Origin of the sequence: Aliidiomarina maris (genome assembly GCF_003987335.1) — a bacterium.
Lineage (GTDB): Bacteria > Pseudomonadota > Gammaproteobacteria > Enterobacterales > Alteromonadaceae > Aliidiomarina > Aliidiomarina maris.
Genome location: NZ_PIPK01000020.1, coordinates 1 through 24,801 on the forward strand (window position 1 = coordinate 1; position 24,801 = coordinate 24,801).

The following is a 24,801-nucleotide window of genomic DNA, read 5'->3' on the forward strand; positions in this document are numbered from 1 at the left end:
AAAGGCCGCAGGTCTGTCGGTCTCTGCCAATGGAGGCAAGCGTCAATCTGGTCACGTACCAGTTGCTGCCTGAGAAGTTGGAAGCCTCGCCCGTGGCGCATTAGCGCTTAGGGCGGGGAGCAGTCACGTTAAACAATTAGGTTATTTATTTTCAATCAGAGATATGTACACCCATGAAAGATAAAATTTTATTGTTGGGTTCATCAGGCTTATTGGGTAGTGCTTTAAATAAAGCGCTCACAGGGCATGCTCAGGTACTAACGCCGTCTCGATTTGATTTAAATTTAACGGACTTAGACGCCTTAGAAACCTATATAAAAGCGTATAAACCCAGTTTAATCATTAATGCCGCCGGTATGGTGAGTGCACAGCAGTGCGAGCACAATGCAGATCAAGCGTTTAAGCTCAACACGGACTTGCCTGCTAAACTTGCGCAGCTGAGCAAAGCGCAAGGCAGCACCTTAGTGCACTTCTCTTGTCTGGATGTGTATGGCGATGAGAGCAAGGTACGCAGTTTAAGTAGCTGCACCGAAAACACGCCCACGAACCCGCAAAATATTTACGCCGAATCGAAGCTTTTAGGTGACAATGCCGTGGCTGAGCATGCGGAAGATTACTTAATTTTTCGTTTAAGCGGCTTGTATTCAAAGCAAGATTTAAGCGTTAAAAACGAGCGGCCGCCGATTGTGATTGGCGCACCGACGTCGGCTGAATATGTCGCAGTCACTGTTATGCGCAGCTTAGAGCGAGTTGACCGTGGCGTGATCCGCGTTCATCCGGGGGTGTATCATTTAAGTACCAAAGGCGATGCCTGCTGGCAGGAGTTTTATCGTGAGGTGGCGATGCTGCGCCAAAACCGCCAACTATTAATCAACTCACCGAGTTTAGTCACCAAAGACTCGCGCTTAAGCATGGATAAAGTCGAAGATACCTTTTGCTTATTAGTGCCTTCCTGGCGCTCACAGCTAACAAGCATTATCACCGACCCGAAAGACTTTGCTAAAGCGGTAGGTCAGCATTAGCGACTGTGTCGCCTGGTTGGTGTTGAGGTAGCTGAGGCACAAAGTGCCCTGATACTTTGACGCCGTGACTGCGCAGCTTTATAGCCAGGCTTTGTTGCGCTGTTTCGTCCCCATGCACCAACCGCACTTCGCCCAGATGCTGAGCCTCTAACGCAAACGCGATTAACTCCTGCTGATCGGCATGGGCTGAATAGCCGCCTAGCGTATGTACCTGAGCGTTGATTTGTACGCGGCTACCATCTAAATCCACATAGCCTTGGCGTGGCCCATACTGTTGAATTGCCCGCCCCGGTGTCCCTTTTGCCTGATAACCGACAAACACGACATCCGTTCTTGGGTCTGGCAACAGCGCTTTGAGATAATTCTGCATACGCCCGCCGGTACACATGCCGCTGGCCGCAATCACAATACAGGGGTCAGCACTTTGGCGCAGATAGTTAATTAAGCGTTGGTGTTCAGCGTGGTTATCGACTACATGCAAACGCGCAAAGTTGAGCGGGTGGCGATTGTCGGCGATACGCTCGCGTGCCTCGGCGTCCCATAAATCCCGCATCGCACGATACTGGCGCGTGAATGCCGCCGCCATCGGCGAATCGACAATCACCACCATGTCACGCCAACGCAGGCCCTCAGCCAGCATCTTGCCTTGGCATTGAAAAATCATATCCTCAAGCTCGTAAAGTAATTCCTGGGTGCGGCCAATACTGAATGCGGGTATTAACACCGTGCCGCGATCACTGACGCAGTGCACGATGACTTGTTGCAGGCGTTGTTGGCGCATGTTGCGGTTTTCGTGGTTCTTGTCACCATAGGTGCTTTCCAGCACCAGCATGTCGGCGCGCTCTAACGGCGTGGGGTCTGGCAGCAGCGGCGAGTTTTTGCACCCCAGGTCGCCAGAGAATACGGTTCGATAGGTTTGCTTACTGTCGGCTTGATCGCCTCGAATGTTATCCAACGGACTATCCACTTCAACATACGCAGACCCCAATATGTGACCTGCCTGTCGAAAGCGAATACTGACATCGGGGCTGTCTATTTTAACCCAAGTGTCGTAATCCACTGGCACCAACTGGCGGGTTAACGTGCGTGATACGGCGCTAATCAGGCCTCGGTTTTGGGTGACCCCCACACGCATAGCATCTTCAATCACCATCGGCAGCAAGTGCGCTGTAGCCCGGGTGCAGTAAATAGGGCCGCGAAAGCCAGCGCTTAGCAACCAAGGCAGGCGCCCAACGTGGTCAATGTGACAGTGGGTGATAATCACGGCTTGGATTGGCTTGGTGTCGAATTCAATCAACTGGACGCTATCATTGCTTGCATCGGATGTGCGCGCCGGCGGGTTTTCGTCGCCTTGAAATAAGCCGATATCAACCAACAGCGCATTACCGCAGGAAAATGTTAATTGATGACAAGAACCCGTGACGCCCTCGCGGGCGCCGTGGTGGATTAGACTCGGTGGGGTGCGTTCCATGCTGTGCTTCCTTGTGAGTGTACGTGGTGGCTGATTCGTCTATGCCTATGCCACGCAAGTTCGGTTCTTGCCATTGCGCTTGGCTTCGTACATAGCGGCGTCGGCACGTCGAATAAGTTCTTGAATATCAGGATCTTCTGGGCTCAGTGCAGCGAGCCCGACACTGGCGCTAAGGTTTAGCTTCTCTTTCACAAAATACTGACACTCGGCCACTGCGACACGCAAGCGGTCAGCCACTTTCTGCGCTATTGCAGCAGGTGTATTAGGAAGCATTAAATGAAACTCTTCCCCACCGGCTCGGGTTATCACATCACTGCCGCGTAATACACGTTTCATCACATGCGCCAGCTCGACCAGAATACGGTCGCCAGCTTCATGTCCGAAGGTGTCGTTTATCTCTTTGAAATTATCGATATCGAGCACTGCCAGGGCAAGGGGTTGACGCGTGCGGCGGGCCAGGCTGAGTTGCTCAACCGCGCGCTGTTCGAAGTAGCGACGGTTATACAAGCCGGTTAATGAATCTGTCATCGCCATGCGCTCAATTTCAAACTTTTCTATCAGCAGCTCGGCTTGGCGGGCTAGGTAGCGCTGCATAGTAATGTCATCGGCGCTAAATTCACGGGGTTTACTGTCTATCACACACAAGGTGCCAAGCACATGGCCGCGCTTGGAGTAGAGCGGAATGCCAGAATAGAAGCGAATGTAGGGGCTGTCGAGTACCAAGGGGTTGGCTTCAAAGCGCGGGTCTTCAAGGGCGTCAGGCACCAGTACATGGTCGCCTTGGTACAGCGCCCACGAGCAAAAAGAGACATCGCGTGGGGTGCGTTTCACGTTCAACCCGACCTGGCTTTTAAACCATTGAAATTTATCGTCAATTAAGCTGACAGCGGCAATATCCACGCGAAACACCTGCTGGCACATTTGAATCAGTTCGTCGAGATCAGGTAATACACCAACCTGCAGTAATCGCGAAGCATTAAGGTCCTGAACACGAGCGGCGTCGTTTGCGGGTATTGGTGCAGCAACAGTTCTGGGCTGGGGTGGGCCGTCTGATTGCATAGTGAATTGCGCCTTTAATTAGCTATGATGAATATAAGTTGTAGCACCGTATTCATACCCTAGCAACACACCTTTCGGGGTATATTTTTTTATCCCGATTCGCCAAATCGGCGTAGGGCATGCTTCGCATGCCGTTATGCGATGGTGGATATGTCAACGTAGGGCAGGTTTCACCTGCCGTTATGCGGTGATGGAATGGCATGCGCAGCATGCCCTACGGTTGTGCGGACATCCGCCGTTGGCTCAACCGCGGTGTTGACGTAGGGCAGGTTTCACCTGCCGCCGCGCGATGGTGGAACGGCATGCGGAGCATGCCCTACGGTTGCGCGAACATCCGCCGTTGGCTCAACCGCGGTGTTGACGTAGGGCAGGTTTCACCTGCCGTTATGCGGTGGTGGAACGGCATGCGTTGGTTCGGTGTTGAATTTGGGGTTTGTGGTGCGGCATGCGGAGCATGCATTCGAACGGTGTTGAATTCGGGTTTCGTGGTGCGGCATGCGAAGCATGCCCTACGGTTCCTGAATTCAACATCCGCTGCGGTTAAAACGTGAACATCAGCTGTGCGCCGGCGCCGAAGCTACGGTCGTCGATGTAGCTGGCGCTGACATTGAAATGCACGCGGCCGAACGGCGAAAACCCAAGCCCCGCAGTGTACGCATCATCATAGGTGCCCTCTAAATCGTGGCGATACCCCAAACGAAGCTGGGCCCAGCGACCTAGTGCATACTCGTAGCCAGCACGCACAAACTGCGTCTCACGCACCTCACCAAACACCTGAAGCTGACTCACATCAGTTAACCCCAAGTAATTTTGTGCTAACAAATCAACGTCCAAGCTCAAACTCATACGCATAGTACGATAGCCAAGCGCGGCCACCGCCTGACGGCTCACCTTGTAATCCAAGGTCACAATGTCGTCCACGCGGCGCGAATAAATCGGGCTACCCACCACCTCGTTGCTGACCATATTGCGTAACACCAAACCGGCGCTGATGCGTTGCGTCAGAGTCATGCTGAAACCTAAATCGAAGTTAAAACTCGTCTCCGAGTTACGAAACTCGCTGGAATCAAAGTTATCTTCGTCAATATCGCTCAGCGCTGAAAAATAGGTAAAGCTCTCAATTTCTTGAATTTTCGGCGTCACACCTAAGTAAAAGTCGCGCCCAGCTACGTTGAACTTACGGCCTAAAGCGACCCCGTAGTCAGTAATCAAGCGTCCAACCACGAAACCTTCTGAGGTAAATTCGTTCAATGCATCAAGGTCTTCTGCATTCAAGAAAATATCTACGTCATTGGCATCTAAGCGAGTGGCACCAAAAGCCTCCAGGTTGGCGTTAGCGAAAAACTGAGCCGATGCATGGCGGTTCAATAGTGTCACCGCAACCTGACCGTTGATATTGCCCACCAGCGCGCCACTGATGTCGTTAAAGCGCGCAGCGACATCTTCACGCGCCGCTTGCAGCTGCGCTTCGTCGACGCCACCTTGCTCCGCTTGGCGAATTAGACGCTCAAGATTATCGAACGCATCCTGGAAATCATCCACGCTATCGAAAATTCGGTCCTGATCAGCCACTTCGAAGTTGATGGCAGGCAAAATAATGCCCAAGCGGTCGCGGTCTTCATAACGCGCAACGAGCGCAGGGTTTAAGCTGGCCGCTTGGTAGTAGTTACCGTTCGCAACGCCTGCACCGCCCATCGCCTGGGTGCGGTTGTCTGCGGCATGGGCCACGCCTACACCAGCGGTCGTAAGGGTCAGCGCAAGCATCGAGTAAGAGAGATTTTTTATCATTATATATGTGTCACATTAGTAAATGTTCACAGATTTTAAACGTTCGCAAAGGTAAATGGTAGGGCAGGTTTCGCCTGCCGCCGCGCGATGGTGAAACGGCATGCGAAGCATGCCCTACGGTTACACGATGTCGGAACGGCATGCATTCGAATGGTATTGAATTTGGGTTTTGTGGTGCGGCATGCACGGCATGCCGTACGGTTGCACGATGTCGGAACGGCATGCATTTGTTAATAAAAACTGATGGCGCGCCATTCTGGTGGAATTACCCCACGCTCCACATCGCGGTGAAAGGTCGAATATGGCCAATCGCCAACGCACTCTACCAGCCGATGCTTGACCGGATTGGTGTAGCAATACATCAGCAGAATTCGATAGCGCCTTTCGCTTGTCAGCCGATGTTCCCAATATCGAGGCTGCCACAACTTGCCGCGGCGCTGAAAGCGCTCATTATCGGTAAGCGTAATGGCGCTTTGAAATTTCGATCCCTGAGTCGTTAGTCGTTTGATCATGCTAACCCGCTGCGGAAGCAGCGCGTCGGGCAATTCAACGATGGCATGAAAATGATCAGGCAATAGCACCCATGCATGAATTTTGAATGGGTATTTCTGATTCGTTGCTTTCAGCGCGATTTTGAGCGCACTACGTATTTTGGGGTCAAGAAGCACCGGCTGGCGCTGGTAAGTCACAACGGTCAGAAAAAAGTACCCGCCCGAATCGAAATATCGACAGAAATTTGGCATATCTCAAACCCACATAAATGCTACCTGCTATAAGTGTATGCCCACCAACGCATCCCCACACCTGGGCGATGACGTATTGTGTGCCCGGATTCAATATTCGGGGGCGGTTCAACCGCGGTGTTGAATTCAACATCCGGGGTTGGTGTAAACGCGGTGTTGGCGTAGGGCAGGTTTCACCTGCCGCCGCGCGGTGGTGGTGCGGCATGCGGAGCATGCATTGGAACGGTGTTGAATTTGGGTTTGGTGGTGCGGCATGCGAAGCATGCCCTACGATGCCCGATTCCGACATTTGCGGGGGGAACGCGGATTGTGCCCGAATTCAACACCGGGCGTTGGTTTAAACGTGGTGTCGGCGTAGGGCAGGTTTCACCTGCCGCCGCGCGGTGGCGGATATTTCATCGTAGGGCAGGTTTCACCTGCCGCCGCACAATGGCGGAATGGCATGCGGAGCATGCCCTACGGTTGCCCGAATTCAACATTGGGGGTTGGTGTAAACGCGGTGTTGGCGTAGGGCAGGCCGTGCCTGCCGCCGCGCGATGGTGGTGCGGCATGCGGAGCATGCCCTACGGTTGCCGAATTCAACATCCGGGGTTGGTGTGAACGCGGTGTTGGCAAGGGCAGGCTCCGCCTGCCGTTGTGCGGTGGTGGTGCGGCATGCGAAGCATGCCCAACGTACGATGAAATGTGTTTTAACGTGTAAATGCGTGGTAACATCCTGTTGTAGCATAAAAATAATAATCGACAGGGAGCATAAGGAGCTTGCATGTTGAACATTAATCGCGCGTTGCTTGGCAGCGTGGCCTTGGCTGCGCTTATACATTTAACTGGCTGCTTAGGCGATCATCCAGACGATTTGCCAGGGGCCGTGAATAACCCCAACCCGGAATTATCATTAGCCGATTCATCGGTTGCTGTATTCGACCCCGCTGACAGTCAAATGACTTACTCAGTTCGCGTCGCATTTTCTCGTGCAGCGCCACAAGCGGGCAGCGTCACCTATCGCACTGTGTCTGGCAGCGCTTTACCGGATCGCGATTATCAACAAGTTGAAAGCACCGTCAATTTCGCAACAGGCGACCGCAGCGTAAGCCTCCCTGTAGAGCTGATCAACGACAGCGGCCGCAGCAGTGAGCGCGAATTTAGCGTCGAACTTACACGCGCCAGTAACGCCAGCCTAAGCGAGCAAGTCAGCCAGCAAGTGGTGATTACCAGTAGCGACGTGGCAAGCGAACGCCCTAGTTTAACCATTCCGTCGCAGCTGAGCTGGACTGCACCAACCTCAGGAACCGTCAACTTTTCAGTGGTGATGCCACTGAGCGAACCTGTTGCCAGCGAAGCAAGCATAGAAATTCGCACTATCGATGGAAGTGCGCGCCAAGGTATCCACTTTGACAGCATTACCGGCGAACAGTGTAATGACGGCATCTGCACCATTGGGGCAGGGCGCACAGAGCTTGAATTCTTGGTGCCGTTGCGCGGCCAATTAGGCGGTGATCCGCGCCAGTTTACCTTGCAGTTTTTAAATGCCCGCGGCATTCAACTTCCAGCTAACCGCGAAGTCGAAGCAACCCTCAACTATGCCAATGACGGCGATGTGCCGAGCCTTAATGTGCCGTCATCATTAACCTTGCGGATGCCGACTGTAGAACGCTCGCCGCTGTCTTACCCAGTCGTGCTGACATTCAGTGCGCCGTTGAGTGAGCCAGCAACATTGGCGTTGCGTACCGTCGACAACACCGCATTTGCTGGCACGCACTATGTTGAATTGCAGGCAATCGGCGACGATGCCATCGAAATCGCTGCAGGTACGCGCGAAGTTGAGCTTGCGATTGAACTGCTTCACGACACCTCGTTGGCGGAAGGTCTGAACTTCGAACTGCAGTTAGTATCATCAACCGGCATCGCGTTAGGCGAGCAGCGCAGTATTGAAATTAACATCGCGAACTCAAACCTAACCGCGGGTAGCGCGCCAACGCTGACGCTGCCTTCGGATCTCGTTTACCACGAACCGCAAGAAACCCGCGATTATATGATGTTGGCACCGCTCAGCGAGTCGATGCCTGCTGACGGTTCGGTGCACGTTACCTTGGTTGAGCAGACCGCCCGCGATGGCATTGACTTCAATGCATATTCGGAAACCATTGAATTGCCACGGTTTGCTACTGAGCTGCAAATTCCGTTGACCTTGTTAAATAACCCAGCGCCGACAGACGCGCAAACCTTCCGGGTGGAGTTAAGCCAGGCGAATGGCGTTAATTTACCGTCCGATCGTTCGTTTGAAGTCACCATTGAGGATGCTGCGCGCCCTGCGCCATTCCCGCGTTTACAATTGACACCGGATCTTATCCGCGTGGCACCGCCGCAAGGTAACGCAGGCGAGCAAACTATCACGTTATATTTTGACTTGAGTGATAATTTGGCTGCGGACGGTTCTGTCTTTGTGCGCACTCGTGCCGGTACGGCCAACCCTGACGTGGATTACCGCACTATTGGTGAGACTATAAGTGTGGCGGCAGGAGATTTCCTACTGGCGGTCGAGGTCGATCTATTGAATAACGGCACAGAAGAAACGCGTGAATTCGAGCTGGTGTTTTCGAATCCTCAAGGCTTGAGTTTGCCCGAATCGCGCTCTGTGACAGTGCAACTTGCACCAGTCGGTGTGCAGAGTTTGCCAAGTGTAAACGTACCAGAAGTCGCAGTGACGGTGTTTGTGCCGTCGCGACCTGACGCTACCGAGCGGATGATTGTCTTACCGTTTAGTGATTTCGCACCACTGCGCGGTGTGTTGACGGTTGCCAGTCAGGACCGTACTGCTGAGGAAGGCGTTGATTATACCTTTAGTGACACTGAGTTTGAGTTTTTAACCGGTGCCCGCGAGGTCATCATACGCTTTGACGTGGCAACAACGGCAACAGCGTCCAGTTTCGAAATTCTGTTATTGAATGCAACCAACGCAAGTTTACCAAGCGCAGCCGAAGCGCGGGTTATCAACGTCAACATCGTGCCCTGATTTCGCGCCCGGTTTCAACATCCGCGGCCGGTTCAACCGCGGTGTTGGCGTCGGGCAGGTTTCATCCGCGTCACGCAGTGATGCCGTGATGCGGCGGTGGTGCGGCATGCACGGCATGCCATACGTGTGATGGTGGTTATGTCGTAATTGCGTTGTTCCGCGACAACGATGATCCTATACTCAAACGAACGCTCAAAAACAAAAATCGGTACAAGGTTGAAACATGGCGTCACTGAAAATTAAGCATGTAGGCCCGATTCGACAGGGGTTACCCGACGGTGAAGTATTTCAGTTTCAGGGAGTCACTGTATTTACTGGAAGTCAGGGCTCGGGGAAAAGTACCGCGGCAAAAATATTCTCATCATTGACTTGGCTAGAGAAGGCGCTCGTGCGCGGCGATATCGAGCCTTCGGAAGCCAATAATTTTCAATATTTCAAAACCACGCTCATGAATTTCCATGGGTTAGCGGAATACTTTAACAACCACTCTGTCGTTGAGTACCAAGGTAAACGCTTTTCTTTTATCTTGAGCAACTTGTCATTTGAAATTCAAAGTCGTAAAGCACCAGCGGATTTCGCTTCACCCAAGATTATGTACGTACCCGCTGAGCGTAACTTTCTAGCTGCAATTGATAAACCGGAGGTAATCAGTAAATTACCCAAGTCCTTAAAAGATTTTTTAGCTGAGTATCTAGAAGCGAAAGAATACTTTGCTAAGCATCCAGTGCAATTAGAGCTCAATAATACCTATTTTAGTTTTGAGGAAGAAACTAAACGCTCTTACGTAAGTGGTGATGACTTTAAAATTGACTTACTGCATGCGTCGAGTGGCTATCAAAGTTATATTCCTATGTTCCTGGTAACCCGTTATTTGCGGGAATTTGTCGAGCGCTCAGAGGGTGAAAAACAAAATGAGATGAGTGTTGCAGCAGAGCGCCGATGGTTGCAAGAATTGTCGCGCTTGCTAAGCAACAAGCAGATGAATGATAAGCAGAAAATTGATAAAGCGACAGAGCTTATGCAACGTTATACGTACAGCAGCTTTATTAATATCGTCGAAGAGCCGGAGCAAAACCTGTACCCGACGTCACAGAAGCAAGCGTTGTTTGGGTTGCTGAGTGCAAGTAATGGCCGACCTGATAACAGGTTACTCCTGACTACTCATAGCCCGTATATTATTAGTTACCTGAATATCAGTTTGGAAGCTGCCAAGATCTACGCCTCTTTAAATTCAGATAAATCTGCGATTGAAAAGAAACATCGCGTATCAAATATTTGTCCACAGGTATCAGCGGTGAATGCGGAGCGAGTAAATACCTATGAATTCAAGAGTGATGGGTCGGTGAGTGAACTAGGCAAGTATGATGGAGTTTTGCAGGATGCGAATCAACTGAATAACGAATTGGATCAACTGAACTCTTTATTTTCTGATTTACTCGAAATTTAGGGATTAACATTGGAGTGAAAATGGATTTTTTACTACCGAAGTGCGCGACAGATTGTGGAAGTGCAAAATCCACAGCGTCGTCATGTAACTTTTCGTGCAACGGTGCTTTTGTTTTTGCAGTCTCACCCCGATGTTCGGCCCAAAGCAATTCGAGCTCAGCTGTGCAATAGCGTGAAGCCGTCGGTGAATACCATGCGGTCTGAGCAGCTCAAGCGCTTTAAAAGTGAGGCGGGTATCCTCCCCAGTCAAGTGTTCATGAGCCCTCAGGTCATCATATAACGCCCGCTGTTGTCTCATGCCCGACGTTCGATGTGGAACGCCATGCCCAGCCCATGCCGTTTGGCTGGTAATATATTTAAATTTTGTTATTAAAGATGGTACGATTAAAGGACTATAATAAGAAATAGAGCGCTAGCATGGATGACAACGCAGCGAACCTGCAAGAAGCAACGCACCCGCGTAGTATTTTAAATTTAAATGAAGCGCCTGTATGGCACTTATTAATTGATGAAACCGGCACTAAATTTAACCGCAATGCGTTAGATCTGCCTGCGTGCGACCATGAAGTAGGCCGAGTGGTTGGCTTACTTCACCCAGAAAATCATCAACTTCCGGCGTTACCTGCAGGTTTTCACGCGACTGAGCAAACGCCATTTGACGTTCACCATATACTATCAACGCTATTGAACGAGCGCCAAATTGGCATTCTCGGAGTCACGGTTCAGCTAGATGAACTTGACGGTCACAGTTGGATTAACGCGGTGCGCATGTTAACTCGCTGGGTGTTAGCGTTGCTACCGGCCAGCGGTGCTCCAGTGAAAGTTAAAGTGTATATTGAGCAGCGCGCGATGTATGCAGCTGGTGCTGACTTGCGTGCTTTAGCCGACACAGTGACAGCTGAGATGCGCGCTCTGTCGCCTCAGCGTCTGGGTAAACTCAAGCTGGGTTTCAATGTTATTGAAAAAACCGGACACCCGCATAACGGCTACGTCGACAGCCTGGCGTATGTTTGGGGAAGCCCGAAAGCCAGCAACAAGCGCTTTATTCAACACACCGAATTACAAGGCAAATGTCTAATTGAATCAGACTCAAACTTAATTGAACGTCTATTCCTGAACATTCAGCATACCCATAAATTAACCGCGCAAGACTGGTATGAAATTGCCAGCATTGAGCCAAGTAAGCTAGCGCATACGCTGTTAGCTGAAAGCCTTGCCATTATTGAGCGTGAGTGCCAGCAAGACGCATCAAGGTGGGCCCAATACTTAGACTATTGCTGTCAATTGCAGCAACAAAAAGTGTATCAACCGCAGGCTTTATTTAACGCTACACAATGGCTAGGCCAAGCAGCCCCGGAGCACATTGGCGTATTACAGCGCTTAAAGCTAAAAAACACGCAGCTTGCCGCAGCGAATCATATGGGCCAAGTGCAGCGCGGGCTTGCAGCCAAGGCAGCGACCCTTGCTGAAAGCTTATTTGACGAAGATGCTCAACTGGCATGCCGAACTGCGCTGCGAACTATTGTCATGCATTGTAACGCATTTGAATTCAGCGTTGCTGAGGAAGAGGGACAACGCTGGTTACAGGTCGTTGATGAATTGCCTAGTGCGGTGGTGGGAAAGAAGAACCTAGGTAAATTGCAATCGAGCATGGGGCAAGTTTTAAGCTTTAGCCACAATCCACAAGCCGGCGAATACTTTGCCGCAGCGATTGAAACCTTCAATGGTTTACAAGATGCGCAAGAGGCGCAGGCTGAAATTGCTCAAACTCGCCACTACCAGTTGATTCAGCTAATGGATGCAAACGACGTTAACGAAACGAGCGTGTGCGCGCAGTTATGCGAGGTGTTCGCTGTAGCCGGCGAAATAGGCCTGCGTAAGGTTGCTATCGAATTTGCGCAAGGCAATAACCAAGACCGTTTCGCCCATTATTTGTTACTGCGCGCGTGTAGTAAATGCCCAACTACATTGAAACATGTAGCTCGCGCCTACTGGTCAATGCAGCAGCACTGGCAAATTGGTGCAGGCCACCCGTGGCCATTAATTAGCTTACATCGCGCGCTGTTACTCTGGGGGCAGCAAGCCAATTTTGCGCCTAATGCAGTCGATGAAGACGTGCGTGCACAAGCATTAATGCATCTGGATAGGGCCATCCAAGGTTGTCGTGACAGCGGTCATGGCGGTGTCATGTTTGTGATGGCGGATGTGTTTGAGCAGCTCCGCCATGACATGCAGTTACATAGTCCAAGTAGTTTAGGTGTTAGCACGTTAGTGCAAGCGCTACATACTAAGCTGCCATTTACTTTTCATTAGCAGAAAGAAAAGCATGCAAGATTTCACATTTAAACACTATCAGGGACCGCAAAACCGGGGTGATTTAGTTTGGGCGCACCCAAACCAACGGCAAGTGATTGTCATCGACGGGGTGTCAGGCGCTTTGCCAGAGCATGCTGCGCAAATATGTCGGCAGTGGTTAGACGCTCAACTTGCCGGTGATGGGAATACGGAGCCTGAGCAACTTGCCAACTTACGTCCGGAAATTGTGATTAGTGCCTTGCATCAGCATCTATTAGCCAACAAAGCCCAAGCAGTATTTGGGATGGCAACACGACGCAAGCAGCAAGTCAGTGTTGATATTATTGGAAATCTTCGTATTTACGAAATGACTCCTTTTGGTAAGCCTCGTTCATTGCGTCAGCGCGATACCAACCAGCCAGAGCACGCTTTAGGCCAAACGCAAACAGGTGGCATGCCAATCGCTGAGCGGCTGGTAATCGATCTTAACTACGATAGAAAATTTTTGTTTTGCTCGGATGGGCTTGACCACCAACGTATTACTGATGGTGGTCTCAGGCTCCAGCATCTCGAACATGGGGTGCGCGATACCCTGCACGAACTGCGTGAAGAAGAAGATTGGAGCGCGGTAGTTTTCCCTGTTGATCACCGCGTAGATACTAATTCTGAGAGTATGGCTCAGGTGATCATCGGCGAGCCGTCGACTGACATTGCCGAACATGCAGTGCATCAACTTTTGGCGGAGCACGTGCTAAAGGAACCTGCTTTGCAAGGTTCAAAGTTGATCCGCAATCCATTTATCAAAGGAACCCGGTCAAGTCGCGAAATTGATGCATTGTTTGTCACTCCGCTGGGTTTGTTCTTTATTGAGGTCAAAGGTCACGCAGGCGACGTCGAATTGTACGTCGACTCAACGGATCGCAATTCACTGTACTTGTACGACCGCAATAATCCAGCTACGCCGCGGGTGGCTGATAGCAATCCGATACATAAATGCCAAGAGGCTATTCGCGATTACCAAAAAGGCTTAAGTGAACAAGCAAGCGAATACCATGACCTTAGGGCGCGTAAATCAGTCGTGGTGTGTTTTACCTCAACTCAAGCACAGGTAGCCTGTATTGACCGAGATGCGGTGCGCCACGCATTACCGTATCGCCAAGGTGAAGTGGTGATTTGTGACTTGAAATCCTTGGTTCAAAGCATTCTTAATGAAGCAAAGCAATGGTGTGGAAAGCGCCTTAAACCGCAGGTTAGTCGCGAAGAGATAGATAAAATCTGCATGGGCTTCCAACAGCCTGCTGCAGTAGCGGAAGGCCCCCAAAAGCTATTGCCAGGGTTAGAGTTCGACGCCAACGCGCTCATTGCAGAGGAATCGACGGACTACTTTAAAGTGTATCGCGCGCGCCACTACCAAGATGAAGTGTGGGCTAAGCGGTATATTAGTGACTCATTTAAGCAATTAGACGGCGGTGCTGCTCAAGCGCGAATTGCACGTGAAATACCAGTGTTGCAACGACTCGGACGCCACCGCGTAGCCGGTATCCCATATTACTATTGGCATTACAGCCAAGGCGCAGATTTAATTGTCTTTTTGGAGCCTGGTCACCCGACCAACTTATTGTCTTGGCTTGAACAAGGTGAGCGGCCGCAGCGACACGCTCGCATTAGTGTCATTCAGCAACTAGCCAGCACCTTGCATGATATAGCGCAATTTCAGGCCCCCAGTATAGTACTGCGCTCCATTAACCCGAAGAATATTCGCTTAGCGTGCACGCCTCACAAGGTTGATATTCAACTGATTAACTTCGAGTTGATTCAGTCAGATGATATCAAAACACTGCCGGTAACGGCCCGCACGCATTTTGACCGTCTCTACCAAGCCGCAGAGGTGCTTGATGCCAGTGCCGCGGTAACTTCAAAAGCCGACGTATACAGTTTTGCTATGGTGTGTGCCTTGGTATTAGGCGGTAAGCCCCCAAACAAAGTGCAATTGCAACAGCGCCAAGGTTTCCGGGCGCTGTTAGCCGCGTGTGCACTACCCGAATCCGACGCGGCATTGCTAACTGCAGCGCTGCACCCTAACCCGCAACAGCGGCCCGACATGGCACGAATTTACCAGCAGGTGAGCCAATGGACTTAAATCACATTTTAACTAAGCTGGGGGTCAGTTTAGTGACCTCGGTGTATACCAACCCGGCGGCAGGACGCGCCATGTACCAGGTGAAGAACAAGCAAACCGAACTACCTTACGCGTTAAAAGAGTTTGACCTTGCTAGCAACCCTGAAACCCATATCAAAGCCGAAATTGCGGTATTGAACCGAATGAGTTTTGGCTTGGTGCCGCATGTGCATGGGTATATTAAGCATGCAAACCATGCATATGTTCTATTTGATTGGATAGAAGGGCGCGCGCTTAGTGCGCTGTATCAAGCTGCGGCGAAGGACAAGTTTGAGGTGGTCGAGCGGATTCGCTTAATTATCACCGTTGGCTGGCGCTTACAAAGCATTCACCGCAACCGTTTAACGCACCGCGATATCAAGCCCGACAACATTATCGTTGCGGGTTCAAGGCAAAAGCCCGATGTATTTTTAATTGATTTTGGCAATTCTGCTATGCGTCGAAGCTGGGAGGAGGGCACGATTGACTATCGTGCCCCTGAGCAACACCTGCTACGCAATGAGCGTATCAGCGAAAAAACTGATGTTTTTGGTTTGGCACAGACACTTTGGTTTTTGTTGGCAGGTGAACCCGCGGAACTAATGGTAAATGCGCAAATGAATGGCTGGGACGCGCCCGATTATCCAATGCTACCGCCTGATACCCCGCAAGGCGCGAAGTTATTCGAGTTGCTGCGCCAAGCCACTGCGCTAGCACCTAAAGACCGACCTCAATTAGCTGCATTTTTGAAGCAGTTGATGGCAATTACACAAGGACGTTAACGCATGCCTATTGACGTAAAACAATCAGTACCATTCTGGCCGCAAGAACTAATCGCAAGTTACCCGTATCCGATCCTATTGCTTGTGAAAGGCAGCGAGACCTTTTTTAAATCAATAACCCGTGCGTCGGAGCGCACGGAGACGGATATTCGCAGCGAGCTGCAAGATGTGACCCGAGGGTTGCTATATGTGAACCGGGTTCGTGAAGACGGTACACAGGATTATAATCTGTTAGTAGGCGACCTCAAAGTATGCTTTCGTGACGGTTCCGGTGGTAATGGAGACCCAAGGCTATACCCTGCGCAAAGCCATTTAGCTACCAACACAGACCGTGCGCGCGGGTTGAAGCAAGGCATTGTGCTCGATTTTCAGGGCATTGAATACTGCACGGGGCAGCAAACCCGACAGTCTTATGAAACTCAGAATTCCGACTATGTGTCTGGACGACATGTTGAAGTGCTTAAGTCACTACTTGAAACGTCATTACTTGAACGTGCGCAGGATCTCCGAGCGGGGCAAGATGTTGGCTTTACCCCAACTGAAGCGCAGCAAGAGCGCTTAACTATGTTGTCTCACTTTATCAATAGTGAGTATGACCTTGAGTGTTTAGAGCAGCAGCAACAGGCACCTTATCATTACGTATCGCGCCAAGCCGCTTCAGTGCGCTATGTGCGGCGACAGTTTTTTGACTTAACCTTCGGTACTGAGGATTACGCGCGGCTGTGCCAAACACAACCAAAACTACTGACTATCGACTCTTTTGATACAGGGGGCGAAGACATCAGTCTTGAGGTGGTTGACTTTGAACCAGCACCTGATCACCCCGTTATCCGTGTAAGCCCGAGCCAGCAGGCCGAAATACGTGATATCCCAGAAAATGGGGTGTTAAAACTTATGGCGCTGCCGACACTCAAGAATGTGCGCTTAGCAATTGTAGAGCAAATGCAGCAAGGTGAAGCTGCAAACCCTTGGTTGTTACCACTTTTGAGCCATGAGCACGAGCATGCTGATTTCGAAGCGCCAGCGGTTGAAGTCGGTGGTGGCGAGCATCCGCCGACGGCATCGCAACAAGCAGCCATAGAAGCGGGTATTGCAACGCCTGATTATGCGTTAGTGCTCGGGCCGCCGGGAACGGGAAAAACCACGGTTATCTTAGAATGGGTGCGCTACTTTGTTGGCCAGAAAAAGCGGGTGTTAGTGACATCACAAAACAACAAAGCCGTGGATAACGTGTTAGAGCGATTGGTTGAAGAGCCTGGATTTGAATGCTTACGCATTGGCAATGAAACTAAAGTGAGCTCGTCACTAAGTCACGTACTGCTCGACAATAAGGTAGGTGAACTACAGCAACGCTTATTCGAAGGTAACGACCCGCTGATAGCGTATATCGACCGAGCCGTTGAATATGTCGACGCTTTACGAGTACAGCATGCCAGCATTCAAGTCTTATTTGAGCAGTACCAGCACAGCGAACAACAAGTGGCCAGTACTCAACAAGAGCTGGTGGTAAGCGAGGCGCAACAGCGCACTGCAATAGCTGACGTGCAGCGCTTCGGTACGCAAATTAACAGTAGCAACGCAAAGTTGGCTGAGCTTGAGAGAAGAAAGCCGCAAGGGCTGATGAAACTCTTTACTGGGGTGTTTCATTGGTTTAGCTATAAAGCAGAGAACAGCAAGCTGGTCGAAGCAAATGCGGCCAAGCAAAAAGCGCTACAACAGGAACAGCAACATAATGCCGCCGTCGCTAAGCTGACCCAGCAATTAACTCAGCAACGTAGTGAACTAACAACGGTTGAGCAGCAGCTGAAGGCGTATGATGACTTACACCCAGGCCCATATCACGGTAAAACTGAAGCTGGCAGCCAGTTACCTTTATTAGCATTGCCGACCTTGATCGAGCTGTTTGCGCAAGCCAGCGAGGCCGATGCCTTGAATCAAACAGAATTGTACCTCACTACGTTAAAGCAAAGTGTCACTGACTGGTTCGACAAAATACGCAGTGAACGTGAGCGCAGCCTTTACCCGTTACTTTTGGAAAACGTCAACGTGGTCGGCGCTACTTGTATTGGTATTAATACCAAAGAGCTATTTCGCAATATCGACTTTGACGTGGTTATCGTGGACGAGGCTGGGCAAATACAGGTGCACAACTTAATCGTGCCTTTGTCACGCTGCGATAAAGCTATTTTGGTTGGCGATCACAAGCAAATTCGCCCAGTGGTGAATGATAATATTGTGCAAGAGATTGATATGCAGTTCGGGCTCGAAGAGCATGAACGCCAATTATATGAAAAAAGTTGGTTTGAAATACTCTGGCAACATGCACCAGAGTCGCGGCGCTTCATGTTAGATACGCAATTTCGATGCCCCAGTGAAATTAGCGACTTTGTATCTAAAGCGTTTTATGACAACCGCTATTATGCCGGTAAGAACAAACTTAATAGCCAGCCGCTGCTGAGCTTCTGCCCTTCGCCGATGGTATGGCTGGATACCGCCAGCATTAACAACAATCATGAGCAACGCTTGGACGGCAAGTTCAATGGCAACATGACCGAAACCAATGTGGTTGTAGAGGTGCTCAGGCGCACTATGGATGAACAGCCAGACCTTCTCAGCGCGCGCGAAGTCGGCATCATAGTGCCGTATCAAAAACACGTAGAGCAAATCAAACGACGGATTAAAACTTTGCAGCAGCGCGGTGAACTCGGCAATTTAGCAATTCCCTTAAATGAATTAGTTGCCTCGGTGGACAGTTTTCAAGGGCAAGAACGTAGCCTGATAATTTTTGCCTGTTCACGCTCAAACAAGCGCGGCCGTGTTGGTTTTTTAAGCGCGTGGCAACGTTTAAACGTGGCTGTTACGCGCGCCAAAAAGCAGCTCATCATTGTTGGTAATAGCGAAACAATGACCTATGTAGCGCCGACAGAAAGTGGAAGCCCGGCGCCAGATTTAGAATTTAAGCAAGCTATGCAGCAGCTGGTTAACCAAGTTGACGAGGCGAATGGGTTGCTGCCAGGGTTTAAATTCTTACCCAAAAAACAAGTAAAAAAGGTGGCTGAAGCATGAATCGCGCCGACGACAGTAAAGACGAACAATGGTTGTTTCAGCAGCTTGAAGCCGAAGATAAGCAACTTATTTACTATGGAAGAATTCTGATCCCCACGTTAGAACTACAGCTGGACATGGAAGAGGTGTCGGAAGAAGAGCACGATTATGTCCACGCTACTTTGATGACCATGCTGCGGGCGTTAGAGCAGTTGCAGCAGTTCTTAGCCAGCCATGTTAAGGCACCGGATAGTCAGCATCAAATTCAGATGTTGGCAGACTTTACCGGGCTTGCAGAGGCCGCGCTGGAAAAGAAAATGCAAGAATTGTTTGCGCTAGGTTATGCTCAACTGGCGTCAGGCGGGAGCCTGGTGCTCACGGACATGGGTAAACGGGCTCTGGCGTTAGGGCGACCAATTAAGCATGTGCGTCGAGCACTTAGGTACTGTGCAATCACAGAGCAATTATTACCAAAGTCGGCTTATCAGCGCGCATTCAAAGCCACACAATCACTGACGGAAGACGATTTACGCTTTATTGCGGTGGCGGTCGAAAAACCAGAGGTCAACTTACAGTCTCTTGATGAGATTGAACACTACACCGCGAAGCAAAAGGCCGCGGCGAATATTCCTACCGAAGTGCAAAGCATCATTGCGATAGAGGGTTACCAAGGTGGTTACCAGAGCGCCAAAATGGCCCTTGTCCGCACGGTAGGCGACGAGCATGAGCCGGGCTTCATGAGCGCTTGGGTGCAGTTTGAACAGTGCATTATTGAATACCCGCTAAATTGCCTGCCGATGCCACTCAAGCGCTTAGGTAAAGATGGCCCCCGACAACTGCAGTCCTTACAACAAACGCTGAACCAGGATGGCTTAATCGTCAGTGATTTAGAGGAATACCAGTACGGTGTTACCGTGGCGCAAGTGGCGAGCGCCAGCGACACGTGGTTGGGCAAACGCAGCGCGTCGTTTTACCCAAACATTGTGCGCTGCTCAATACTCAGTGCCGACGTGCAAAGTTCAGGCTTGCCGTTCTATCGTTACCCAGTCAGCACCAGAGACCAGTTACAGGGGCGCGCGTTGTATCTGGACATTAGTGCGTTGGATGCGAGCACTCAGCATGCACAGCAACGTTTGAAACAGTGGTATTTGGTCAAAGACGGATTTTATCAAACACCAAGGTCACAGCGAGTGCCTAGTCAGCTTCATGCTTATATGGCGGCGCAATTAGGTGAGCAGACGCTCACGTTAGTACATGAGGATGCTGAGCGTTTTGGGCTCAACGATATTCTAAAAGTACTTACGGTGTCACCCGTGGATGAGGACGCATAAATGAGCTTTCACGCGCACGCTATTGCGATACTGCCGCTGAATCTAAGTCATAGTGAACATGATGCATTATTGAAGCGCTATGCATGGCGACATTGGAACGATGCGTTAAGTGAGCAGCAAGTAGTCGATACACGGCGTTTTTACAACCGCTCGACGGTTGACTGGTTTCGTCCGCTGAGTAGTTCAGACTCCGACAAGCAATGGCGTGGGCGTTGGCAGCTTGATATTGCGGATATGGCGCTTGGTAAACTAACCATGGCTCAGAGGGTGAATGGGTCGCCGCCTGAAGCTGATGTGCGTATCAGTGGGCTGAGCATGTTGCGCTTAGGCAATTTCACTTTTATGTATTTACACATGCAAGCGCAGGCACTCGATAGCGCTGCTTTATTCGCGTTACAGCGCGACATGTTTAGTTTTTTCGCGAAGGGCAGTCATAGTGAGCTTCCGGTTTGGTGTAGCCACGATAGCTCGGGCACTGAGCAGCCACTCATTGCATGGGTCGAGGCGTTCTTAGGTCGGTCTATCGGCGGCTCCGACGGTTACATGGAAGACTGGCTAGGGCATGAGTTGCCTTACTGCCTGTATGTCACAGGGCAAGACGTTGCCAAACCAATCGACGTGGGCAATATGGCGGTGAACTTGGTGGCTGGTGCCAATCCATTCAAAGCGCATTATCAACTTGCAACACAGGAGCAAACGCGTTTAGAGCAACAAGGTTTCGCAATGTGGCAGCAGTGGCAGTGTGTTCAGGCTTACCACCGGCTTGTGTTTGTCAGCGATGAGCCAGCACCTGCGTTACAAACAAATGTGTTTGAAGCGCAGTACTACGTTGACTTGTACGTACTTGCATTATATCAGCGCATTCAGTATGAGCGCTTTCAGGAGCAGCTTAGTGAGGCGAAACCGCAGAACTTTGCCCAGCTAAATGAAGCAATCATGCAGTTCAGGCAGCATTTTAACCTAACTCACGTATGCAGTTATCCGCTGGCGCAACGGCTTTACGATTATATAGCCGCCCAGCTTGGCTTACGCACGTTAGAGCAGCGCATTTTTAACGAAATCGACTATCAGCACCAACATGCACAGCGTCGGCAGCAAGATAAATATAACGTGATGCTGTTTACAATTTCGGTGCTGGCGGCAGTGGCGTTACCGCTCAATTCATTATCCGCATTAATGGCGTTAACGCCGGCGCAGCGCGATAACAGTTTTTGGGTCATGGTATCCAGCGCTATCTTAGTGGTGCTGTTAATCATGCTTATTCCCGTATTTATTCGCCGGCGAAGGTAGGGCAGGCTTCGCCTGCCGCCGCGCGGTGGTGGTGCGGCATGCGGAGCATGCATTCGTACGGCGGTGAATTTGGGTTTTGCGGTGCGGCATGCGAAGCATGCCCTACGGTTGTTGCAACCGCGGTTTGTGCCCGAATTCAAAATCGGGCGTTGGTGAAAACGCGGTGTTGACAAGGGCAGGTTTCACCTGCCGGCGCACGATGGTGGAACGGCATGCGGAGCATGCCCTACGTGCGATGTGTGACAGCATGCACGGCATGTATACGAATGATGGTGAATTTGGGTTTGGTGGTGCGGCATGCGGAGCATGCCCTACGCATACCGCAATCAACGGCCGGACGCGAATTGCTGCAGCGATATCACCGATATCAAATCCAGCACAGGGTCACCATCAAGCTCAGGGCGAGCGGCAGCCACAATAGCTGCGCACTCGGCACGGCTAACAAAGCGTGCCGCGTTTATCACTTCGCCCGCCTCGTTATTGTCGAAATCTAACGCCATCGCCGCACCCTCAACCCGTGCATCAAATGCATGCACGTCAATGCTACCCTCGTAATAGGTATGCGCATGGCACCAACCCGAAGCCTCCAACCCGGTTTCCTCACGCAGTTCCTTCTGCGCACAAGCCAACGGCGTTAAACCATCGACCCCAAACCCTTTGGGCACCTGCCAAGTCCAGCAACGACTGTCATGACGAAAGGTACGGATCAGCAATAACGCATCGTCGCTATTCACCACCCGCAGCGCCACGCCATAAGGCGCCGCCCAGCAAAAACGCACATAGCGCCCATGGCTGCCATTGGGAAACTCCACCTCATCGTCATACAACACCGCAAATTTATTGCGGTACACCTCAACCGGCTTAATCAGTTTAATCGCCATACTACTCACTTATATCCAGCTAATCGCGGTACACGGTGTCCAAAGTAGGGCGCGCCAAACGCGACGCCTCCACCCGCGACACATCCGGCGCACGCGAAATAATAGTCGCCAGTTTAGCGCGATGGCGGTTATACGTGCGCTTTTTAACCCAACGCTTACGTTCACGCACCTCATTCACAAAGAAGCTCCCGAACGCAATAGGCGCCGCCAGCATATCAATGGCTAATCCGAACATAAACTCACCCGAATCGGCGCACAAACGACGCGTGAAACCCGCTTGCCAGCGATTCGTGTCAGCATCGACGCGGTTCACCTTCAGCCCCGCATAGCGCTCAATAATCCGGGTGTCGATAACCTCTTGGTATGCCGCCAACTTTTCATAAATCTCATCCAATTGATTGACATCGCTGACCGACTGCGTGATTGCATCTAAATAATCACGACACGCAATTGAACCACGCAAATCAAAAATATCGTCGGGGGTAAGCTGGCGCAGGCCTAATTCATAGCCGCTTAAATTCAGCGCACTACTAATGCTGAACACTTTGTCGGACCCCGAATCCACCCCCGAATCCACCCCCGAATCCGGAGAAGAACCCGAACCCAAAGAAGCACCCGCCACCCCATACACAAAATCAAACGAGCTTTGGTGACGCGGTGAATAAATAGGTGACGCACTCAGCACCTGCGGTAGCGCCGTAATATAAGGCGCGTCAGATATTTTACGAATAACCTGGTGGTGGCGACCCCAAATATCGTCATGTTGCTCGGCGCACATCATTGCCGCCATGGTGTTTTGCATGAATTCTCGGGTCAAATAACCGTTGCGCGCTAACTCAGCGTCCATAAAGGTGCGAAACATATCGCGGTCGGCCAACGTCATCGTCGCTTTGACGTCGTCGCGATACAGCAGCGCCTGCACCGAATCGGTATACAACTGGCTTAAATTAGAAAGCTCGTAAGGGCGCACGTTCGAAGTGCGTTGAATGATGTCTAAATCATCATTGCGCAAAAAGTCGTCGCTGGCGAAACGGTTAATGCCACGCGCCGCAAAATTATCGCGCAAATCCACCAATGACGCTTGCTGACCGTTGGCCTCGGTGCGTATCGCCACTTCAAATACGTCACGGTGCAGCAGTTCATGAAAGCCGCCACCTTGTTGCAACAACCGGCGCAAGTTGACGCAGTTCACCGCCTGGGTGTCGGAAATCATCAAACGATGGTTAAACAACAACGCGTGCTTTAACAGCGATTCGAAACGTTGTAGCTGGTTTGGGTCCCACGACAGCGGCACCTCAGTGTCCGCCAACATCCAGTAGGCAGCAATGGTATTGTTCATGTGTTGCAGTCCGTTTTATAAAAGTTTTATTGTTATGTTTTTCAATACTTTTATAATCCATCGCTCGACATAATCCTAGCTAAAAATAGCCGCACAAACGAGCAAGGTTTAACCTCAAAGCGGTGAGAATCACAGGGACGTATAACATGTACATCGCAATCATATTAATCATAGGCTTAACGCTTGCTGCGGCCATTGTATTTCTTTTTTGTAAGGTGAGAGGGCTTAGCAACCGTTTGGCTGCGACGAATGTGTTGGTTAACCGGTTGGAGATCCCCGGTATTGAACCTCGTGCTAACCTTCGAGTTAAGGCCTCACAAGACGAGGCGAATGTGGTGACAGCTAACGATGAAAAGCGTCAAGCGCCCACAATTACGTGGAGTACTATTACTTCTTTAAGCTTAATGCTAGGCTTCATAGCTCTCTTTCAGTACTCAAAGGGGTACGGTGTGGATTTTTGGTTTTTTACCCAAAGTCCGTTTGCAGCTGTGGCTACAGTTTTCACCACCTTCATGTTCTTCACACTAATATTATTGGTATTTTATTCTGCAGCACTTATACGGCTAGCGATAAACGATAATATTGGAAAATTAACGAGAGTTGATGGGATTGGGAGGGTGAAGTGTTTTATCGATTTTTCACCATATATTTTTATGGCTTTATTGGCTTTGGCGTTATCTTTGAGCTTTTTCCTGCTTGATGATGAGACTCATTTTTTCTTTACGCCAGCGGGGTTGATTATAGCTACTCCCTTCCTAATTGCTATATTTTTCACTGTTTGGGTGTTTCTCTTGCTTTCGAAAGGTACCAGGCTTGTCTGTATAAAAGAAAATACCTATTTAGTATTTTTATTGAACCTATTGCACTTCGTAACTTTGGGGTTTTTAATTTCCCCTGTGTTTAAACTGATTAATGAATATAAGTGGGCGAGAGATATAGGTGGCGAAGCACCGATGGAAACCTTTATTGTTATGATTTCTTTAGGGGTTTTAATGGCCTTGTTGAATAAATAGCGGAACTTTCTCAGTTAGCGTTGATCAGATCGCCAAACCACGCTGATACTAGACACCGCAATGAGCAAAGCAAAATACCGAGTTAAAAACTGGTCTGAATACAACAAAGCCCTTAAACAACGAGGCTC

Annotated in this window: 16 protein-coding genes; 10 read left to right on the plus strand and 6 right to left on the minus strand. The window is 50.4% G+C overall.

The window, feature by feature from the left end:
* The first annotated feature begins 173 nt into the window (after positions 1 to 173).
* Positions 174 to 1,022, plus strand: coding sequence for an SDR family oxidoreductase (locus tag CWE07_RS13835; protein WP_111570526.1), 849 nt, complete (start codon positions 174 to 176; stop codon positions 1,020 to 1,022).
* Here CWE07_RS13835 and CWE07_RS13840 read toward each other — a convergent pair.
* From CWE07_RS13840 to CWE07_RS13855, 4 genes are all read right to left on the minus strand, one after another.
* Complete coding sequence (locus CWE07_RS13840; RefSeq protein ID WP_111570527.1) at positions 1,000 to 2,493, minus strand: MBL fold metallo-hydrolase RNA specificity domain-containing protein; 1,494 nt, start codon at positions 2,491 to 2,493, stop codon at positions 1,000 to 1,002. The genes CWE07_RS13835 and CWE07_RS13840 overlap by 23 nt on opposite strands.
* Positions 2,494 to 2,538: 45 nt before the next feature.
* Positions 2,539 to 3,552 (minus strand): sensor domain-containing diguanylate cyclase, encoded by a 1,014-nt coding sequence (locus CWE07_RS13845; protein WP_111570528.1) that lies wholly within the window; start codon positions 3,550 to 3,552, stop codon positions 2,539 to 2,541.
* Between the two features lie 540 nt (positions 3,553 to 4,092).
* Positions 4,093 to 5,340, minus strand: coding sequence for a conjugal transfer protein TraF (gene traF / locus CWE07_RS13850; RefSeq protein ID WP_111570529.1), 1,248 nt, complete (start codon positions 5,338 to 5,340; stop codon positions 4,093 to 4,095).
* A gap of 230 nt (positions 5,341 to 5,570) precedes the next feature.
* Entirely contained in the window at positions 5,571 to 6,083 is a 513-nt protein-coding gene (locus CWE07_RS13855; RefSeq protein ID WP_111570530.1) for an REP-associated tyrosine transposase, read from the minus strand.
* 763 nt (positions 6,084 to 6,846) lie between these two features.
* On the opposite strand from CWE07_RS13855, the gene CWE07_RS13860 reads away from it, so the two are divergent.
* From CWE07_RS13860 to CWE07_RS13895, 8 genes are all read left to right on the plus strand, one after another.
* Positions 6,847 to 9,093, plus strand: a complete 2,247-nt coding sequence (locus CWE07_RS13860) for a Calx-beta domain-containing protein (protein ID WP_111570531.1) — start codon at positions 6,847 to 6,849, stop codon at positions 9,091 to 9,093.
* Between the two features lie 223 nt (positions 9,094 to 9,316).
* Complete coding sequence (locus CWE07_RS13865; protein WP_111570532.1) at positions 9,317 to 10,540, plus strand: ATP-binding protein; 1,224 nt, start codon at positions 9,317 to 9,319, stop codon at positions 10,538 to 10,540.
* Between the two features lie 416 nt (positions 10,541 to 10,956).
* Positions 10,957 to 12,852 carry a hypothetical protein gene (locus CWE07_RS13870; RefSeq protein WP_111570533.1) on the plus strand — a complete coding sequence of 632 codons (1,896 nt, stop codon included), beginning with the start codon at positions 10,957 to 10,959 and terminating at the stop codon, positions 12,850 to 12,852.
* A gap of 13 nt (positions 12,853 to 12,865) precedes the next feature.
* Positions 12,866 to 14,974, plus strand: coding sequence for an NERD domain-containing protein kinase family protein (locus CWE07_RS13875; RefSeq protein ID WP_111570534.1), 2,109 nt, complete (start codon positions 12,866 to 12,868; stop codon positions 14,972 to 14,974).
* On the plus strand, positions 14,965 to 15,774 hold the full coding sequence (locus tag CWE07_RS13880) for a serine/threonine protein kinase (protein WP_111570535.1): 810 nt from the start codon (positions 14,965 to 14,967) through the stop codon (positions 15,772 to 15,774). The genes CWE07_RS13875 and CWE07_RS13880 overlap by 10 nt, the downstream gene beginning before the upstream one ends.
* Positions 15,775 to 15,777: 3 nt before the next feature.
* Positions 15,778 to 18,840 carry a DEAD/DEAH box helicase gene (locus tag CWE07_RS13885; protein ID WP_111570536.1) on the plus strand — a complete coding sequence of 1,021 codons (3,063 nt, stop codon included), beginning with the start codon at positions 15,778 to 15,780 and terminating at the stop codon, positions 18,838 to 18,840.
* Complete coding sequence (locus CWE07_RS13890) at positions 18,837 to 20,150, plus strand: hypothetical protein (RefSeq protein ID WP_111570537.1); 1,314 nt, start codon at positions 18,837 to 18,839, stop codon at positions 20,148 to 20,150. The genes CWE07_RS13885 and CWE07_RS13890 overlap by 4 nt, the downstream gene beginning before the upstream one ends.
* On the plus strand, positions 20,151 to 21,440 hold the full coding sequence (locus tag CWE07_RS13895) for a hypothetical protein (protein WP_111570538.1): 1,290 nt from the start codon (positions 20,151 to 20,153) through the stop codon (positions 21,438 to 21,440).
* Between the two features lie 326 nt (positions 21,441 to 21,766).
* Here CWE07_RS13895 and CWE07_RS13900 read toward each other — a convergent pair whose 3' ends face one another.
* Entirely contained in the window at positions 21,767 to 22,321 is a 555-nt protein-coding gene (locus tag CWE07_RS13900; RefSeq protein ID WP_111570539.1) for an NUDIX hydrolase, read from the minus strand.
* A 19-nt stretch (positions 22,322 to 22,340) separates the two neighbouring features.
* On the minus strand, positions 22,341 to 23,660 hold the full coding sequence (locus CWE07_RS13905) for a hypothetical protein (RefSeq protein WP_111570540.1): 1,320 nt from the start codon (positions 23,658 to 23,660) through the stop codon (positions 22,341 to 22,343).
* A gap of 146 nt (positions 23,661 to 23,806) precedes the next feature.
* Here CWE07_RS13905 and CWE07_RS13910 point away from each other — a divergent pair, with 146 nt between their 5' ends.
* Positions 23,807 to 24,673 (plus strand): hypothetical protein, encoded by an 867-nt coding sequence (locus CWE07_RS13910; RefSeq protein ID WP_111570541.1) that lies wholly within the window; start codon positions 23,807 to 23,809, stop codon positions 24,671 to 24,673.
* The last annotated feature ends 128 nt before the right edge of the window (positions 24,674 to 24,801 follow it).

Coding starts and splice junctions, on each gene's coding strand:
- CWE07_RS13835 (WP_111570526.1), top strand. CDS start 174: ATGAAAGATAAAATTTTATTGTTGGGTTCATCAGGCTTATTGGGTAGT.
- CWE07_RS13840 (WP_111570527.1), bottom strand. CDS start 2,493: ATGGAACGCACCCCACCGAGTCTAATCCACCACGGCGCCCGCGAGGGC.
- CWE07_RS13845 (WP_111570528.1), bottom strand. CDS start 3,552: ATGCAATCAGACGGCCCACCCCAGCCCAGAACTGTTGCTGCACCAATA.
- traF (WP_111570529.1), bottom strand. CDS start 5,340: ATGATAAAAAATCTCTCTTACTCGATGCTTGCGCTGACCCTTACGACC.
- CWE07_RS13855 (WP_111570530.1), bottom strand. CDS start 6,083: ATGCCAAATTTCTGTCGATATTTCGATTCGGGCGGGTACTTTTTTCTG.
- CWE07_RS13860 (WP_111570531.1), top strand. CDS start 6,847: ATGTTGAACATTAATCGCGCGTTGCTTGGCAGCGTGGCCTTGGCTGCG.
- CWE07_RS13865 (WP_111570532.1), top strand. CDS start 9,317: ATGGCGTCACTGAAAATTAAGCATGTAGGCCCGATTCGACAGGGGTTA.
- CWE07_RS13870 (WP_111570533.1), top strand. CDS start 10,957: ATGGATGACAACGCAGCGAACCTGCAAGAAGCAACGCACCCGCGTAGT.
- CWE07_RS13875 (WP_111570534.1), top strand. CDS start 12,866: ATGCAAGATTTCACATTTAAACACTATCAGGGACCGCAAAACCGGGGT.
- CWE07_RS13880 (WP_111570535.1), top strand. CDS start 14,965: ATGGACTTAAATCACATTTTAACTAAGCTGGGGGTCAGTTTAGTGACC.
- CWE07_RS13885 (WP_111570536.1), top strand. CDS start 15,778: ATGCCTATTGACGTAAAACAATCAGTACCATTCTGGCCGCAAGAACTA.
- CWE07_RS13890 (WP_111570537.1), top strand. CDS start 18,837: ATGAATCGCGCCGACGACAGTAAAGACGAACAATGGTTGTTTCAGCAG.
- CWE07_RS13895 (WP_111570538.1), top strand. CDS start 20,151: ATGAGCTTTCACGCGCACGCTATTGCGATACTGCCGCTGAATCTAAGT.
- CWE07_RS13900 (WP_111570539.1), bottom strand. CDS start 22,321: ATGGCGATTAAACTGATTAAGCCGGTTGAGGTGTACCGCAATAAATTT.
- CWE07_RS13905 (WP_111570540.1), bottom strand. CDS start 23,660: ATGAACAATACCATTGCTGCCTACTGGATGTTGGCGGACACTGAGGTG.
- CWE07_RS13910 (WP_111570541.1), top strand. CDS start 23,807: ATGTACATCGCAATCATATTAATCATAGGCTTAACGCTTGCTGCGGCC.